General features: G+C 36.2%; 16 protein-coding genes and 1 pseudogene. 13 read left to right on the top strand and 4 right to left on the bottom strand.

All coding sequences use genetic code 11. From position 1 onward, the window contains the following. Positions 1-23 precede the first annotated feature (23 nt). From PQ963_07080 to PQ963_07070, 3 genes are all read left to right on the top strand, one after another. Positions 24-968 carry a hypothetical protein gene (locus PQ963_07080; protein MEN4029423.1) on the top strand — a complete coding sequence of 315 codons (945 nt, stop codon included), beginning with the start codon at positions 24-26 and terminating at the stop codon, positions 966-968. Between the two features lie 108 nt (positions 969-1,076). Beyond that, a complete protein-coding gene (locus tag PQ963_07075; GenBank protein ID MEN4029422.1) occupies positions 1,077-1,640 on the top strand; it encodes a FumA C-terminus/TtdB family hydratase beta subunit in 564 nt (187 codons plus the stop codon). Further along, positions 1,637-2,419: a DUF6282 family protein gene (locus tag PQ963_07070; protein MEN4029421.1), complete on the top strand. Its 783-nt coding sequence runs from the start codon at positions 1,637-1,639 to the stop codon at positions 2,417-2,419. Before PQ963_07075 ends, PQ963_07070 begins: the two co-directional genes overlap by 4 nt. 127 nt (positions 2,420-2,546) lie before the next feature. Here PQ963_07070 and fbp (PQ963_07065) read toward each other — a convergent pair whose 3' ends face one another. From fbp (PQ963_07065) to aksF, 3 genes are all read right to left on the bottom strand, one after another. After that, complete coding sequence (fbp, locus tag PQ963_07065; GenBank protein ID MEN4029420.1) at positions 2,547-3,644, bottom strand: fructose-1,6-bisphosphate aldolase/phosphatase; 1,098 nt, start codon at positions 3,642-3,644, stop codon at positions 2,547-2,549. Positions 3,645-4,007: 363 nt separating this feature from the next. Then, a complete protein-coding gene (gene fbp / locus PQ963_07060) occupies positions 4,008-5,105 on the bottom strand; it encodes a fructose-1,6-bisphosphate aldolase/phosphatase (GenBank protein ID MEN4029419.1) in 1,098 nt (365 codons plus the stop codon). Positions 5,106-5,380: 275 nt separating this feature from the next. Beyond that, positions 5,381-6,370, bottom strand: coding sequence for a homoisocitrate dehydrogenase (gene aksF, locus PQ963_07055; GenBank protein MEN4029418.1), 990 nt, complete (start codon positions 6,368-6,370; stop codon positions 5,381-5,383). Positions 6,371-6,578: 208 nt separating this feature from the next. On the opposite strand from aksF, the gene PQ963_07050 reads away from it, so the two are divergent. After that, a complete protein-coding gene (locus PQ963_07050) occupies positions 6,579-7,139 on the top strand; it encodes a HEAT repeat domain-containing protein (GenBank protein ID MEN4029417.1) in 561 nt (186 codons plus the stop codon). A 146-nt stretch (positions 7,140-7,285) separates the two neighbouring features. Further along, positions 7,286-8,248, top strand: a complete 963-nt coding sequence (locus PQ963_07045; GenBank protein MEN4029416.1) for a malate dehydrogenase — start codon at positions 7,286-7,288, stop codon at positions 8,246-8,248. Positions 8,249-8,273: 25 nt separating this feature from the next. Here PQ963_07045 and PQ963_07040 read toward each other — a convergent pair whose 3' ends face one another. Continuing rightward, a complete protein-coding gene (locus PQ963_07040; protein ID MEN4029415.1) occupies positions 8,274-8,549 on the bottom strand; it encodes a hypothetical protein in 276 nt (91 codons plus the stop codon). A gap of 301 nt (positions 8,550-8,850) precedes the next feature. Between PQ963_07040 and pdxT the strand changes: the two genes are divergently transcribed. From pdxT to PQ963_07000, 8 genes and pseudogenes are all read left to right on the top strand, one after another. Further along, complete coding sequence (gene pdxT / locus PQ963_07035) at positions 8,851-9,429, top strand: pyridoxal 5'-phosphate synthase glutaminase subunit PdxT (protein ID MEN4029414.1); 579 nt, start codon at positions 8,851-8,853, stop codon at positions 9,427-9,429. Next, the gene (locus PQ963_07030) at positions 9,417-10,337 is read left to right on the top strand and encodes a glutamine amidotransferase (protein ID MEN4029413.1); all 921 of its coding nucleotides are present in this window, start codon (positions 9,417-9,419) and stop codon (positions 10,335-10,337) included. Before pdxT ends, PQ963_07030 begins: the two co-directional genes overlap by 13 nt. A 4-nt stretch (positions 10,338-10,341) precedes the next feature. Next, positions 10,342-11,031, top strand: coding sequence for a GXGXG domain-containing protein (locus tag PQ963_07025; GenBank protein MEN4029412.1), 690 nt, complete (start codon positions 10,342-10,344; stop codon positions 11,029-11,031). Positions 11,032-11,070: 39 nt separating this feature from the next. Further along, a complete protein-coding gene (locus tag PQ963_07020; protein ID MEN4029411.1) occupies positions 11,071-12,117 on the top strand; it encodes a Coenzyme F420 hydrogenase/dehydrogenase, beta subunit C-terminal domain in 1,047 nt (348 codons plus the stop codon). 13 nt (positions 12,118-12,130) lie between these two features. After that, complete coding sequence (locus PQ963_07015) at positions 12,131-13,651, top strand: glutamate synthase-related protein (GenBank protein ID MEN4029410.1); 1,521 nt, start codon at positions 12,131-12,133, stop codon at positions 13,649-13,651. A gap of 359 nt (positions 13,652-14,010) precedes the next feature. After that, positions 14,011-14,151: pseudogene (locus tag PQ963_07010) on the top strand (P-II family nitrogen regulator). 313 nt (positions 14,152-14,464) lie between these two features. After that, positions 14,465-15,553 carry a substrate-binding domain-containing protein gene (locus tag PQ963_07005; GenBank protein MEN4029409.1) on the top strand — a complete coding sequence of 363 codons (1,089 nt, stop codon included), beginning with the start codon at positions 14,465-14,467 and terminating at the stop codon, positions 15,551-15,553. Between the two features lie 88 nt (positions 15,554-15,641). Continuing rightward, complete coding sequence (locus tag PQ963_07000; protein MEN4029408.1) at positions 15,642-16,349, top strand: DUF2162 domain-containing protein; 708 nt, start codon at positions 15,642-15,644, stop codon at positions 16,347-16,349. Positions 16,350-16,481: the final 132 nt, after the last annotated feature.

Genomic DNA, 16,481 nt, shown 5'->3' with positions numbered 1-16,481 from the left:
TGATTTGTTAATGATGTGAAAATATGAAATTTCATAGGGCAATAGAGTATAATCTAAAAAAGACTCTTGAGGAGTTAAGTCATGAAAGCATGGAAGGATTAGAATTAATTCTCCATGAAATAAACCTTCTAAAAGTGTCAAAGATTTATGAAAAAATGTATAATGGATCTATCCAGAATAAGGAAATCTTTTCATCAGATGCCCGATTAATTGAAAATGAAAGAAATCAAAAAACCCATCTTATAGCTCTTGGGTTCAAAGAGTTAGGTAAATTTCCCTTCTATATGCCTCCATTTTCCAGTTTAATATCTTTTAATAACCTCAATGCACTCTATTCTTTATTTGTATTGACATATTATGCGCATGCGGAGAAAAAATTAGGATGCGAAGACCTCAGAAATATATATCTTAGTGGATTAGATCATAGACTAATCCACGCCCTTGATAAATTCAATGAAATACTAAATGTGCCGAAAACTGGTAAAGAATACTTAATTGCTCTGAAAAACCTTCGTTGGGAAAATTCTGATACTAAAAAACTTTTAAAAAAATTAAATTATGTTAAATCTTTGATCGGGCAGGAAAGATTTGGACTTACCTATCAGATAGGTATTCAAAGAGCTGAAGATGAATTTATGCTTTTTATTGCAGGTTGCAGTGCTGTTAACCACGATAGAGATAAAATAAGTAAAGAAGATGTGATAACTGCGTATAAAACGTATTTTAAGCTTATAAATACAGATATCACACAATATAAAGCAGTTGATAAAAATTATGAACCTGAAATCAGCTCATCATCTAAAAAATCGGATAATGGTTATTTAGTATGTGAAGACTGCAAAGGTTACTACAAACTTCAAGAAGGAGAATCCCCAGAAGACTTTGACCAGTGTCAGTGCGGCGGTAAACTGAGATATTATGAAGATATCAGCGAATTGAAAGTACAGAAAAAGATGATGAAAATGTAAAGATAAATGTTAATGATATGAAAATATGAAATTTCAATTGGGAAAAAATAAAAAAATAAAACTCATTTTGGTTAATACCATAAAATAATAAATGAGACAGGTGAATTTATGAACATAAAACTTAAAACCCCTCTTTCAGATGATGATGTAACCAGATTGAAAGCTGGTGATATTGTATACATATCAGGCACCATCTACACTGCACGGGACAGGGCGCACCAGAGAATTCTGGATGAAGGTTCTCCTGTAAATCTTGATGGATCTGTTATATTCCATGCAGGCCCTATTATCAGGTCGAAAGTGGAAAATAACGATGTTAATTATGAGATGGTGGTGGTGGGACCTACAACAAGCACAAGAATGAATCCATATCAGCCAGATGTGTTGAAACTTGGTGTAAAAGCAGTGGTTGGAAAGGGAGGCATGGATGAAAACACTGCCCTCGCCCTTAAAGAAAATAATGCAGCATATCTTGCTGCAGTTGGAGGATGCGCTGTACTATACGTTAAATCAATTTTAAAGATTAAAAATGTTAACTGGATCGATTTAGGGGTTCCTGAAGCTATATGGGAGCTTGAAGTAAAGGATTTCGGCCCACTTATTGTTGCAATGGATTCTCATGGTAACAATCTTTATGACGAAGTTAAGAAAAATATAACCGATTATCCATGAAAACTATGAAAGGAATTAAACTCAATGGTTTTTTGGACACCCATATCCATACAGCCCCCGATATCAAACCAAGGATCTTAAATGATATTAATGCGGCGAAAGAAGCTAAAAATGAAGGAATGAGTGCCATAGTTATTAAATCTCATGTTGAACCCACTGCGGGAAGAGCTAAAATTGCAGGAGAAATATCAAATTTTAATGTGATTGGAGGGGTGTGTTTAAATTCAGGTGTTGGCGGACTGAATCCAGAAGCAGTTAGAGTTACAGCAGTGATGGGGGGTAAAATAGTGTGGTTTCCAACAATTTCTGCACCCAAAATTTCTATAAATTACGAGAATACAGAAAATATTCTTAATGTCACTGCAGAGAATGATTTAGTTTTAGCTACAGGCCACTTAAAACCCCATGATATTTTTTTATTGCTGGATATGGCGAAAAGTTTGAATATTAAAAAAATAATTGTCAACCATCCCCTAACAAGAGTCGTTGGTGCAAGCATCGATGAGCAAAAAGAAATGGCTAAATATGCCTATCTTGAACACTGTTTTGTTGCCTGCATGGAAAAGCATGATAATTTAGATCCAAAAGTAATTGCTGATGCAATAAAAGAAATTGGACCTAAAAGATGCATAATGGCAACAGATTTTGGACAGGCGCATAATCCAAAGCCTACAGAAGGAATGAAGATGTTTATAGACTATATGGTAAAATACGGAGTTAAAAAGAAGCATATAAATAAAATGTGTATCCAAAATCCATCTAAATTGTTTATAGATTAAAAATAAGCGTTACATTAAATTGATTCATTTCTTAGATATGTTCATCGTCTTCAAAAATTAAAGTTTTAGGCTCCAGGTAAATAATTGGAGCTTAAAATACATAAATTCTCTATTTTTGGATAAAAGTTTACTCTATATCCTCAAATCTGTCTTTAAGTTTTTCCATAACTCCGGGAAGTGTGGTGTACTCCATTTCATCTGCAGGCAATCTTTGTGGCTCGAAAGGGCCGTGTCTTCTCATATAATCAGTTATCTCATTTGCAAAATCCCTTGTCCTGTCAAATGCAGGATCATCAAATAAATCTGCAGGTCCTAAAAGTTTACCATTTGCTAACTGGAATCCAAGTGCTATAGCTCTTGGAGGTCCGTCAAATCTTGTAGGATGAGCATCTTTTTGTGCACAGGGCATTAAAGGACCATTATGAGAACCTCTCATCCACCCTCCAACTAAGTGAGGGAATGAAAATGGTTCTAAAACTTCTCCTACTGCCGGAAATCCTGATTGTGCCCTTACAACAGCAACAGGGTCATCTTTTCCAACATATTTTCCAGCAAGTAAGCTTAAACGTTCAGTACTGCATGAAGCAGCTATTTCATTATCTGATCTTCTCCAGACTCTCTTTATCACATATCTGCTTGTTGCACCTAAAAATGCCAGTAAATCATACATCTCTTCAGGACATTTCAGTTTAATCACTTTGTGTTCCATAACATCGTACATTTCAAATTCATAACCTTCATGTAAGGAAGGGTCTATTACAAGCCCTGCAGTACAAAATGGATCTGCAAACATTCTAAATAGAGGCAGGTTAAATGCACCTGGTTCTGTCTTATCACAGCAGAAAACAACTACAGGGTCGCTTGGTCTTTCTTCAAATTCCATTTCTGCAACCCCCGGACCCATCCCTTTTACATTTCCTGAAAATGTATCTGTAAGAAGATCCTGCCCTGCACCATAAAGTTTAAGTTCTCTTGAAACTTTTGTTCCTTCTATAAATGCATCCCATGCTAACTTGTGAATTTCTTCGTTATCTACACCTTTTTTGTGAGTCATTATCAGTTGTGTATCGTCTCCAACAGATGTCACATGATAGTCCATCAGGAGTCCTTCTTCCTTTGCTTTTGCAACTATTTCTTCACATCGTTTTGTAACGTCTGGATAAACTCTTCCATGTCCAGCGAGACTTCCGATATCCGCTTTAATTACACTAAACGTAGTTTTCATTTTAACACCTCAGCCAGTAAATATCCACTCATGATAAAATAACTTACCATAATAATACTTATTGCATCATTAATAATAAAATTATGCTTTTAGTATCAAGAGTACTTTTCAAGCCTCTGAAAAATGTATAATGGCATTGATTTTGGTTAAGTTCACAACCCTGGCCTGTAAATGAATGAAGATATTCAGTGAATCTCAGCTTAAATAGGGAATCAAAAAAAGTAGATAGCAATGAAATGTATGTTTAAAATTCTCAAACTATTTTACATTGAAAATAACGACTTTAAAAAAAGAAATTAAAATTTTTTTGGGGTTGAAGAAACCTACGGTTTCTAAACCACAAAATTAGTAGAATTTTGAGGATTACTCTATATCCTCAAATCTTTCTCCTAATTTTTCCATAACTCCAGGAAGAGTTGTATACTCCATTTCATCTGCAGGTAACCTGTGTGGTTCAAATGGGCCGTGTCTTCTCATGTATTCTGCTATTTCAGATGCAAGTTCCCTTGATCTATCATATGCAGGGTCATCAAACATATCAGCCGGTCCCACAAGTTTACCTTCTGCAATCTGGAAGCCGAGTGCCATTACCCGTGGAGGGCCATCAAATCTTACGGGATATGCATTTTTCTGTGCTACAGGCATTAATGGGCCGTTATGTGAACCTCTCATCCATCCTCCTACTAAATGAGGGAATGCAAATGGTTCCACAACTTCTCCAGCTGCCGGAAATCCTGATTGTGACCTTACAACTGCAACAGGGTCATCTTTTCCAACATATTTTCCAGCCATGAGGTTTAATCTTTCTGTGCTTACAGATGCAGCTATTTCATTGTCGCTTCTTCTTCTTACACGTTTTATGACATATCTGCTTATTGTACCTAAAAGTGCCAGTAAATCGTACATTTCGTCAGGACAGCTCAATGTTACTTTTTTGTGTTCCATAACATCATATATTTCAAATTCAAATCCGCCATGAAGTGATGGGTCTATTACAAGCCCTGCTGTGGTGAACGGGTCTGCAAACATTTTAAATATGGGCATGTTAAATGCACCAGGTTCTGTCTTATCACAGCAGAATACAATTACAGGGTCGCTTGGCCTTTCTTTAAATTCCATTTCTGCAACCCCTGGACCCATTCCTTTAATGTTTCCTGAGAATGTGTCAGAGAGAAGGTCCTGACCTGCACCATATAATTTTAACTCTTTTGCAACTGCTGTTGCTTCTGTAAATGCTGTAAACGCTAATTTGTGTATTTCTTCGTTTTCTTCGCCCTGTCTATGAGTCATTATGAGTTCTGTGTCGTCCCCACAGTTGGTTACATAATAATCTATAAGGAGTTCTTCTTCCTTTGCCCTAGCAAGGAGTTCTTCACATTTTGCAAGTAAGGCTGGATGAGCCAATCCATGCCCGGCAATACTTCCAACATCTGCTTTAATTACACTAATTGTGGTTTTAATAAAAACACCTCCTATTAATAAAAAGTTCTTAAGCATTATATAAACTGATTAAGGGCGTCTTTTAGATTCTCATGGATGAACAGTTTCAATGACCCTAAAAAGATGATATAGTATACCGCCCTTAATTTATGGGAATTATGTTCCTGTGTTAATATAAAACTTACTGTTACCTTGTTCTTAAATTTTTCTAAAATTTCAAAGATGATTTCCAGTATTACTTTACGGATTTTACCCGGATAAGCCTGGTATCAAATTAAATAACTAAAAATATCTGTTTATATTATTTTTGAACGTATTTCGTGAGCCATTTCCATTGTAGATGCGTTTCCACCAAAATCTGGTGTGAGGACTTTGCCCTCAATTAATACATTTTTCAATGCATTTTCACTGACACGTGCAGCTTCATGCTCTTTTAAGTAATTTAACATCATTATAGAAGATAGTATCATAGCTGAGGGATTAGCAATACCTTTTCCTGCTATATCCGGGCCTGATCCATGAACAGGCTCAAATAATGCATTATTATCTCCAATATTAGCTGAAGGAGCTAATCCAAGGCCTCCAACAAGTCCGGCGCCTTCATCTGAGAGGATATCTCCAAATAGATTTGTGGTTACTATTACATCAAACATGTACGGATTTGTGATGAAAAACATTGCTGTAGCGTCCACATAACGGTCGTCAGTTTCAATGCCGCTGAAATCCTCAGCCACTTTGTAGAATGTTTCTTTGAATAACCCATCAGTTTTTTTAAGCACATTAGCCTTGTGAACTGCAGTGACTTTGCTTCTACCTGTTTTTTTTGCATATTCGAATGCAAACCTGCAGATCCTTTCACTTGCTTTCCTTGTAGTAACGCTTAAAGCTGTTGCACCCTCCTCTGTTTCCTCTTCAATACCAGTGTAAAGCCCTTCTGTATTTTCCCTCACAATCACGAAATTCAGATCATTATAGAGACTTTTAACCCCCGGATATGACCTGACAGGCCTTATATTTGCATAAAGATCAAGTTCTTTTCTAAGAGTTATAATAGCACTTTTCTTGTAAGGAACAGTTGTAACAGCTCCAAAAAGTGTTGCATCTGATTTTTTTGCCAGTTTAACTGTTTCTTCAGGAACTGTGGTTCCTGTTTTTTTAAAACACCCCATGCCAGCAGGGGCAATTTTATAATTAAAATCTATGTCCAGAGCATCTAAAACCAGTATTGATGCTTCCACGACCTCTTTTCCAATTCCGTCCCCTGGAATTACTGTTATATTATGCATTTAATCACCAAGTATTCATTTAAAAGTTATTATCGAAGATCGTAGTTAAATAGTTTCTATCCATTTTTTCAACTTCTCCAGGATTAATTATATGTACTTTAAAGACAAAAATATACATAGAAAAAATGTAAATCATGATTAAAATATATAATAAATCATTTTAAGGAAATTCACTGGAAATAAAGTAAATGACAGGGGTTTATAAAAAATGGAAAGAGAAGAAAACATTAAAAGACTGATCCAGAATTTGAAGGATGATGATGGACTTGTACAGCATCAAAACATGGGACTCCTTGAAGAAATAGGTGAACCAGCAGTTGAAAATCTTATTGATGCTCTAAAAGACCCCAACAAAATGGTTAGGCGAGGAGCTGCGCTTACACTTGGAGTTATTGGGGATGAAAGAGCTGTTAGTCCACTTATAAATGCTATGAACGATAGGAATAAATTGGTGAGGAGGGCGGCGTCTGGTGCACTTGCACAGATTGGAAACCCTGCAGTAAAACCACTTATATCATCATTAAATGATGATAATTGGAGAGTTAGGGGAGGTGCAGCATGGGCACTGGGTAAAATTAAAAATAAAGATGCTTTTGAGCCACTTGTTAGCTTACTGGATGATGAAAGTGGTTTTGTAAGAAGTGGGGCAGCATATTCTCTGGGAGAATTAGGCGACAAACGAGCTGTTGAGCCCTTAAACAGGGCACTTGAAGATAAAAGCAGTTTCGTTAAAAAAGTGGCAGCAGTGTCATTGAAAAAGGTTCACTAGAAAGGATATTATTTCATTAAAGAGGCTGTTTAGAAAAATACCTCCTTATTTTAATTTTTTTAAAAATAATAACTAATTTTAATAATTAAAGTGACAGATACATTTCTATTTAATTAAAATTTTATAACTTTCAGGAAGTGTAATATTTGAAAGTCAGTATAATCGGTGCAACAGGAAGGGTAGGGAGAGCAGCAGCATTCTGTCTGGCTGAAGAGAACTCTGTAAATGAATTAGTGCTTATTGCCCGGGAAGAAAGCTTATGTAAAATACATGGTGAATCACTGGATATATATGATGCACTTGCTGCAAAGGGAATTTATGTTTCCATAAAAACTTCTTCGAAACTTGAAGAAATCAGAGAATCTAATGTGGTTGTTTTAACTGCGGGAACTTCAAGGAAGCCCGGGATGGAAAGAGAAGACCTTGGAACCTGGAATGCACAGATAGTGGCAGAATATTCTAAGAAAATTGCAGAATTTGCTCCAGATTCCATAATACTTGTAGTAACCAATCCTGTTGATGTAATGACATGCGTAGCCTTAAAAACTTCTGGATTTAAGAAAAACAGGGTTTTTGGACTTGGAAATCACCTTGATTCTCTCAGATTTAAAAATTATATGGCAAAACACTTCCACGTGCATGTAAGCGAGATTCATACAAGAATAATAGGCCAGCACGGACCACATATGGTCCCGTTAATAAGTTCAACATCCATTGGAGGTATTCCTATTGAATATTATTCTGCATGGGATTATTTTACCTCTTACAAACCATTTGATATTAAAAAAACTATAGAAAATGTGAAAAATGCAGGCAGCAATATAATTGGTAAAAAAGGAGCAACTGAATATGGGCCTGCTTTTGCAATTCTCAATATCGTTACTACCATATTAAATGATGAAAATAAAATTCTAACTGTAAGTGCCTATTTAGATGGAGAAATCGAAAATATTAAAGATGTCTGCCTTGGAGTACCTGTTAAGCTTGGGATAGATGGAATTAAAGGAATATTGCAGATTAAAATGAGTGAAGAAGAAAGAAAAGGTTTCCTGAAAGCTGCAGAAGTGGTTAAAAATGAAACCAGGAAAATAATGAAAAAACTGAATTAAATGAAAAATAGAAGTTATATTCCAGTTATGGAGTAGAGTTTGTACCATTTGTCTCTGACGTACTGTTAGTTGTTGTGTTAGTTGCTGTAGTATTCTTTTTAACTGTAGTATTTGTTTTAAGCTTTGTGGTGTTTTTTCTTGTCTTTGTTAATTCTGAAGGTGAAGACCCTGAATCATCATCTGTTGTATTATTAATAAGCGTTATAGGCACGCTTTGAGAGTTTTGAGACCCAAAAATATATCCTGTAACCCCTGCAGCCATGATAACAATTACAATTAATAGAATTGTTAATTTACTCATTATTTCACTCCTCATTAATGCCTGTTAAAAGTTGATCCTTGTTTTGAATTTTTATTTCTTATGTATATATTAAACTTATGGAAAAAAGAAGTGAAATAATAATTTTAAAGGTTTACAGTGAAAAGGTTTATATACATGTTCAGTTATACGATAGATTACAGGTAATATTTTGAACATTGTACAAAAATGAGATTAAAATTTATCTTTCATAGATTTTTCTAAAAATTGAGGTATCATATCTATATTATTTTCAAATTAGTACCAGCTTAGATTATCAAAGTCAAAATGAAGGGGAAGAAACATGGTCAGGATTGGCATCTTAAATTTACAGGGAGACGTTTCTGAACATTTTGATATCACCAGTCAAACACTAAAAGATATGGAAATTAAAGCTCGTGTTTTAAAGGTGAAAACCTGTGAAGAAGTTTCAAGATGTGACGGGATAATAATTTCTGGTGGAGAAAGTACAGTTATAGGTAAATTAATGGAAAACACAGGCATTATGAAACTGATTATTGAAAAAAAGATTCCGGTAATGGGGACATGTGCCGGAATGGTGCTTCTTGCAAAAAAAACCGATTACAAGCAGCCGTTACTTGGACTAATCGATATGGAAGTTAAAAGAAATGCTTTCGGCCGGCAAAAAGCGTCATTTGAAGATGAAATAGAAATATTAGGTGAAAAATTCAAAGGCGTGTTTATTAGAGCGCCTTACATTGAAAAAGTGGGAAACAATGTTGATGTGCTCTCAAAATATCAGAATAAAATTATTGCAGTAAAAAGTGGGAAACATATTGCCACAGCATTTCATCCAGAGCTTACAGGCAATACACGAATCCACAGATACTTCATAAAGGAGGTATTAAATTGTGCGGAATAGCAGGAGTTGTATTTAAAGACAAAAAATTACATCCAGTAGGGGAAATCATGACCAGAATGCTTGATGCCCTACAACACAGAGGACCAGATTCTGCAGGTTTTTCCATATATGGAGGCCTGGGTTTAGGAGATCATGAATATCTATTAAACATAGAAGTAAAAGAAAGATCAGGTCTTCTTCAAGAGGTAAAAGAAACCGTTAATGCGGTTACACCAATTGAAAAGGAAGAAATAATTCCATCAGTAGAAAATTACAGTATCTACAGGTGTAAAATAGCATTAAACTCATTTGAAGAGCTTAAACCTCTTATTATGGATATAGATAAGTTAGAAGATGTGGTCGTACTTAATGGAAGCCACTCATTTGAAATGATAAAGGATGTGGGTTCTGTAAAAGAAATTGCAGATAGATATGATACATATTCAAAAATGGGGACTCATGCGATTGGTCATACTCGCTTTTCAACCGAAAGTATAGTAGACCGTTATCATGCACATCCATTCCAGAGTTACATTATCCCAGACATTACTGTGGTGCACAACGGACAGATTACAAATTACTGGAAAATAAGAGATCCGCTTGAGAGAAAAGGACATATCTTCGAGACCAACAACGATACTGAATGTATTGTGCACTACATAGCAGATAAACTCCATGAAGACTACAAACTTGAAGAAGCACTGGAGCAGTCTGTAAAAGACATGGACGGGCCGTTTTCATACATTGTGGGGACACCAGATGGTGTGGGAATAGCAAAAGACCAGTTAGGACTTAGACCCGGTGTTCTTGCTGAAAATAACGAAGTGTTTGCTATAGCCTCTGAAGAGGTTTCTCTACGTGCTGTGATGGAGACTAACCAGATAGATCAAATATCACCAGGAGAATCAAGAGCATATACAATTAGGTGATTTCATGAAGGAAATAGAGATTGATGCTAATTCAATGGTTCCAAGGGATTTAAATCGTGCTGTAAAGCAGGCTGCCAGGAAATATGACCGGATCATTATTAAAAACCCAAATGCAATGCATTACATGGTTGCAGGACTTACAGACGATGTTGAAATCTTGATTGATGGTTCTGCAGGTTATTTTGCAGGTACCATGATAGATGGTGCAAAAATACACATAACTGGGAACGCAGGGTGGTTTCCTGCAGATAATATGACTGATGGAGAAGTTATAATAGATGGTACAGCTGGAGACGGTGTTGGACAGGGGATATACGGCGGTACAGTAGTTGTACGGAAAAATACAGGTTCCAGAACTGGAGAAATAATGAAAAACGGTACCATCATAATTGGTGGGAACTCTGGATTTATGAGTGGGCTTTTCATGATGGGGGGGCGCATTATAGTTCTTGGAGATGTATCAGATGATGCTGGCGAATCAATTATTAGGGGAGCTATGTACATTCTTGGGAACATTAAAAGCCTTGGTAAAAACGCTAAAATTGAAGAAATTGACGATAACGATAAAAATGAACTTAAAGAACTATTACCTGTTTATGGATTCGAATTAGAGGAAGATAAATATAATGACTTCAAAAAAATAGTTCCAAGAAGTAAAAGACCCTTCTACGGTAGGGAATCAGAGGAAGGATAAGGGGGCAGCATTATTCAAACTATAAACAAAAAGGTTGCAATGGTAGGAACACCGTGCCAGATTCTTGCAGCAGCAAAAATGAGTAATTACATGGAAAAATTCCCTGTAGACATTAAAATTGGGCTTTTTTGCATGGAGAACTTTTCATATTCCTACATGAGGGAACTGCTTAAAGAATACGATGTGGACATAAACGATGTTACACAGTTTAGAATAGAAAAAGGACATCTCTGGCTCCATTTAACAGAAGACAAAGTGGTTAAAATCCCCCTGAATAAGGCAAAAAAATGCATGCGAAAAAACTGTAAGATTTGCATGGATTTTACATCAGAACAGTCAGATGTATCCATAGGATCTGCAGGTTCCCCAGAAGGGTGGTCAACTGTAATAATAAGGACAGATAAAGGTCTTGAACTTATTGAAGCTGCAGAAAACGAGAATTACCTAGAAACAAAACCAATCGGTGAAGGCGGGTTTAAAATAATAGAAAAGCTTGCAAATGAAAAAAAAAGTGAGAATAAAGCAGAAATTAGTAAAAGAGAAAATGTAGCAAGGCCGGTATTATACAGAAGGCAAATGGCAGGGGAAGAATTTATCAAAGAAGTCTCTGACTGTCAGTTCAACGATTTAAAAGGAGATGTAATAGATATTGGTGCCTGCGTACTCTGTGGTACATGTGTTTATGTCTGTCCAGAGGATATAATTGAAATTAGAGATAGAAAACCTCAAATTAAAGGAGAATGTCCTGAAGGATGCAATATCTGCTATGTGACATGTCCAAGAACCTATGTTCCAGACGAAATTCTAAGCATAGAATCAGATAAAACCCCACTTGGAAGATATATCAATATATTATCTGCAAAAGCAAGAAGAGTAGAAGGACAGGATGGAGGAGTGGCTACAGCACTTTTAACCTACATATTATCAAAGAAAATTGCAGATGATGTAATTGTTGTAGATAAAAACATTTCAAAACCCTGGAAAGCTGAAGCAAAACTTACAGATAATATTGGAGATGTATTAAAAGCATCAGGAACAAAATACTCAGCATGTTCAATTTTTGAATCACTTAAAAGTACAAGTTGAGGGAGGAAGTTAATTGCCATTTAAAATTGAAAAAAGCAGGGAACTTTGCAGAAGAGACTTTGATAGACCTGGCTGCTGCTGGTACATGTGTGATGATCGAGATGAAGAACTCTGTAAAAACTGTTATTCCTGTTATAATAACTGTCCTCATGATGTTTACGAAATAATTGATGATGAATCTTACCCTATACATCATGAAAATTGTGTTGGATGCAGAATATGCGAAGAAATGTGTCCAAATGATGCAATAGAAGTAAATGCTGTGGTGGAGGATAGAAGAAATGTCTGGTCATTTTCAGACCTTGTGGAAATAAACAGAAAATCCAGAGAAGGAAGTTACAAAGTAAGGGGTTGTGGAGCCACAAGAGTAGTTCCAACTTTCGATGATCTTGTAATTGTCCCGGCCCAGGTCTCAAGACCGCCCATCGACAAATACAGGGAACCCTGCAACACAAAAGTAACATTAGGAGATAGATATGCAGAAAACCCTCTTGAACTGGACACTCCAATTATGATTGCAGCAATGTCATTTGGTGCCTTAAGTAAAGAGGCAAAAATAGCGCTTGCCATGGGTGCAACACTTGCAGGGACAGCAACCAACACTGGAGAAGGAGGAATGCTTCCAGAAGAGCGGAAATACGCAAAAAAGCTCATAGCACAGTACGCTTCAGGAAGATTTGGAGTATCAGCAGATTACCTGAACAACTCTGAAGCAGTTGAGATTAAAATAGGTCAGGGAGCAAAGTCAGGCATGGGAGGACACCTTTTAGGCGAAAAGGTCACTGCAGAAGTCTCCAGAATTAGGAAGATAGAAGAAGGTGCAGATGCTTTAAGTCCAGCAAGACACATGGACATTGTTGGACCCGAAGATTTGAACATGAAAATAGACCAGTTGAGGGAAATAACCGACTGGAAAGTGCCTATTATTGTTAAATTCACCTCTGGAAGAGTAAGCGATGACGTGAAAATTGCTGCAAAGGCAGGTGCAGATATAATCGTTGTAGACGGTATGCAGGGAGGAACAGGTGCTGGGCCAGATGTGGTAACAGAACATTCAGGTATTCCAACAATTGCTGCCATTGTGGAAGCTGATGAAGCATTAAAACATGTTAACTTACGTAAAAAGGTAAGTCTTGTAGCTGGTGGAGGTATAAGAAATGGTGCCGATGTTGCAAAAGCAATTGCTTTAGGTGCTGATGCAGTCTACATAGCTACTTCTGCTCTTGTCTCAATTGGATGCAGAGTCTGCCAGATGTGTTATGCTGGAACCTGCAGAAAAGGCATTGCAACTCAAAATCCACAACTTAGAAGACGCCTTGATTACATGGAAAGCGGTAAAAAGGTAGCAAGATACATAGAAGCAATGACTGAGGAAGCATGCATGTTAACTCAACAAGCTGGAAATACAGACTTACAAAAACTTGAAAAAGATGATTTACGTGCTCTTACTGTGGAATCATCCCTTTTAACTGGCGTTAAAATGGCTGGTTTAGAAGCCGTCGGACACGGAGTGTTCGGGGCCACGAAACTTTAGCCGCGAACACTTCGTGTTCGGGCATTCGAAATCAAAGATTTCGAAAGTTTCGTACGGCCGTCGGACACTGTCAAAATTCAGAGAATTTTGACTGCCCGAAAAATCTTTGATTTTTCGACGGCTTTGTGTCCGGGCATCAAAATTCGAAGAATTTCGAAAGCTCCTGTTAAATATTAACTGGAGTTTTTCTTTTTTTTTAAATTTTTAATTAACATCTCTTTTAACTAAATAAATTTGCATTTTTTTTTTGATAAATTCAAAATTATTATCATAACTATTCTTTTTTATATCTAAATTATAATTGACATTACTAAGCACTAGCAAGTCCTGCACCTAATAGGACTTTTTACTATATTCCAGATACTGATGTGGAAGATATAGTCAAGACAATAGTCAAAACAGCGAAAACTGGAGATATTGGGGATGGAAAAATATTCATATCCCCAGTAGAAGACGTTATAAGAATAAGAACTTGTGAAAGAGGGGAAAGAGCAATTTAGCTTCTAAATTTTCTTTTATTTTTTTAATAAGCTTATTTTAAACATTGAAATCCAATATTCTTAAAATAAGACGTATGAACCGACCATTTTGAAATTTGCTTTAAAGCTGTATATTTGTTTTCAGATGAGATTTTGTGGATATTTTCCAAAATCTTCAGTAGTATTATCCAATGTTTATATAATACATTTCCATAAACTCAGTGAAATAATTAGAAAAGTAAATTAAGGTTGAAAAATCTCCTATAAAAAAATCAATATGTTTATATATACATTTCAATTAAACTCATTATATAATTTAATATGGAGGTTAAACATGAAGGATAGAACAACCGTGATAATCACTATTTTAATAGTACTTATTGCAGGAATAGGAGTCTATGCAGAATCATTTTTAAATAGTTCTAAACCTGGTTCTGATATGCCAGCATTTAGAGAAGTTGTTCTAAATGATCCTCAAGGTACAGGGAACAACAGCACTAATGGAACTGGAAATATAACTGGGAATACAAGCCAGACAGGAACCAGGAATATAACTGAGACTACAAACCGGACCGGAATCACGAATAAACCACAATCTGGAACTGGAACAGGCCCTGGAGAAGCCAGGAAAGATACCAACAATGTTCCAAAAAGAACACTTAAAATTTCAACTACAACAAGTTTGTATGATACAAAACTTTTAGATGAAATAGAAAGTGCATTTGAGAAAAAATACCCTGTCGACGTGCATATAATAGCTGCAGGTACAGGTATAGCTATAGGGCACGGTGAAAAAGGGGACGTGGATCTTCTTCTTGTCCACGATAAAACCAGAGAAGAAAATTTTGTGAAGGCCGGATTTGGTACAAGGCGTACAGAATTTGCTTACAACCACTTCTGGGTAGTTGGCCCCGCAGATGATCCTGCAGGTATTAAGGGTCCAAGCGCTACATCAGGGTTTAAAAAAATAGCTGAAGAAGGTAATAAAACTCCAGATAGGGTTAAATTCGTATCCCGTGGTGATACATCAGGTACTCATAGTAGAGAAATAAGAATATGGGGCCTTGCTGGAGTAAACCATACCAGTATTAGAAATGCCACATTGTGGTACAGAGAAAGCGGTACAGGAATGGGAACTACTTTAACAATAGCAGATAATCTAAAAGCGTACACTTTAACTGATTCAGGGACATTCCTTGCATTTTCTAAAGGGGATAAAATAAGGCTTGTACCTTTAGTAACAACAGGAAGCGATTTACTGAACGTTTACACAGCAATACCAGTGAATCCACAGAAACACAGCCATACTAATATTGAAGACGCTGAAAATTTCGTTAGCTTCTTAATATCTACTCAGGGACAGGGGATAATTGGTAACTTCGGTAAAGACAAATTTGGAGAGCCCCTTTTCACACCTATATAATCTGCTATGTACAATCAGGAGTAACACCTCCATTTCTTATTTTTAGAAACCTTCAAACATAAAAAAATGTAAAATTGATTTGATCAAAATGTTAGAGTTATTATGGCAATTTGGAATATTATTGGCAATTTTAGTATTCGGTGTTAAAATAGGGCTTGTAACAGGATTTGCTGGACTTTCAAAAAAATCAGTCGGAGTAATAGCAGCAAATTATGGTGCAGGAATATATATTTTGACATTTTTAATCTCAGAACATGCAGATATGGTGTACAAAGTAGTAAATGAATATAGTTTTGTTATATTCATGGCCCTGGCACTTATAATCACTTATACGGGCTTCTACACCCTTAGAGAATGGAAACTGCATGGTAAAAACAGTTCTAAAGTATTAAATGCAGCTATGATTGCACTGTGCCCCTGCTGTTTTGGAGCGGTTTTAGCAGCAATAGTGCTTGCATCTCCATTTACGGGAGTTTCTACAGCATTTATAGGGCAGTATGCGGCCATTTATTTAAGTTTTACAATAGTAGCATTCTATTTTGCATCTGGTGCAATAATCAGAATCTCAAAAAAACCATTCCCTGTTTTACTTGGAAATTTCATGCTTTTTGTTGGATTATTTTTTTTAGCGTTTGCTATTTTGATCCCAAATATAGATACAGTTTTAAAATCTCCAATGAGCCCTGTAAACGTGCCCTCTGTTAGAACACTTATTTATGCATCAGTAGTTGTAATTATTCTATTGTTTACTGGATTTTACAGGGCAAAGGAGCAGAGTGATTTAATACAAAAATGAGGTGATATACAATGGTGGTAGTTCCTGGAAGTGATATGTTAGCAGCGGCTTTGCATGTGATATCGCAGAGCCTTCTTATACCGGTTATTGTGGGGCTTTTAGCCTTCATGGTTTATGCAATAATCAATTTTG

This window comes from Methanobacterium sp., assembly GCA_039666455.1.
Lineage (GTDB): Archaea > Methanobacteriota > Methanobacteria > Methanobacteriales > Methanobacteriaceae > Methanobacterium_D.
Note: the sequence above shows the minus strand (reverse complement) of the source record. Positions and strands in the feature narration are given on the sequence as shown.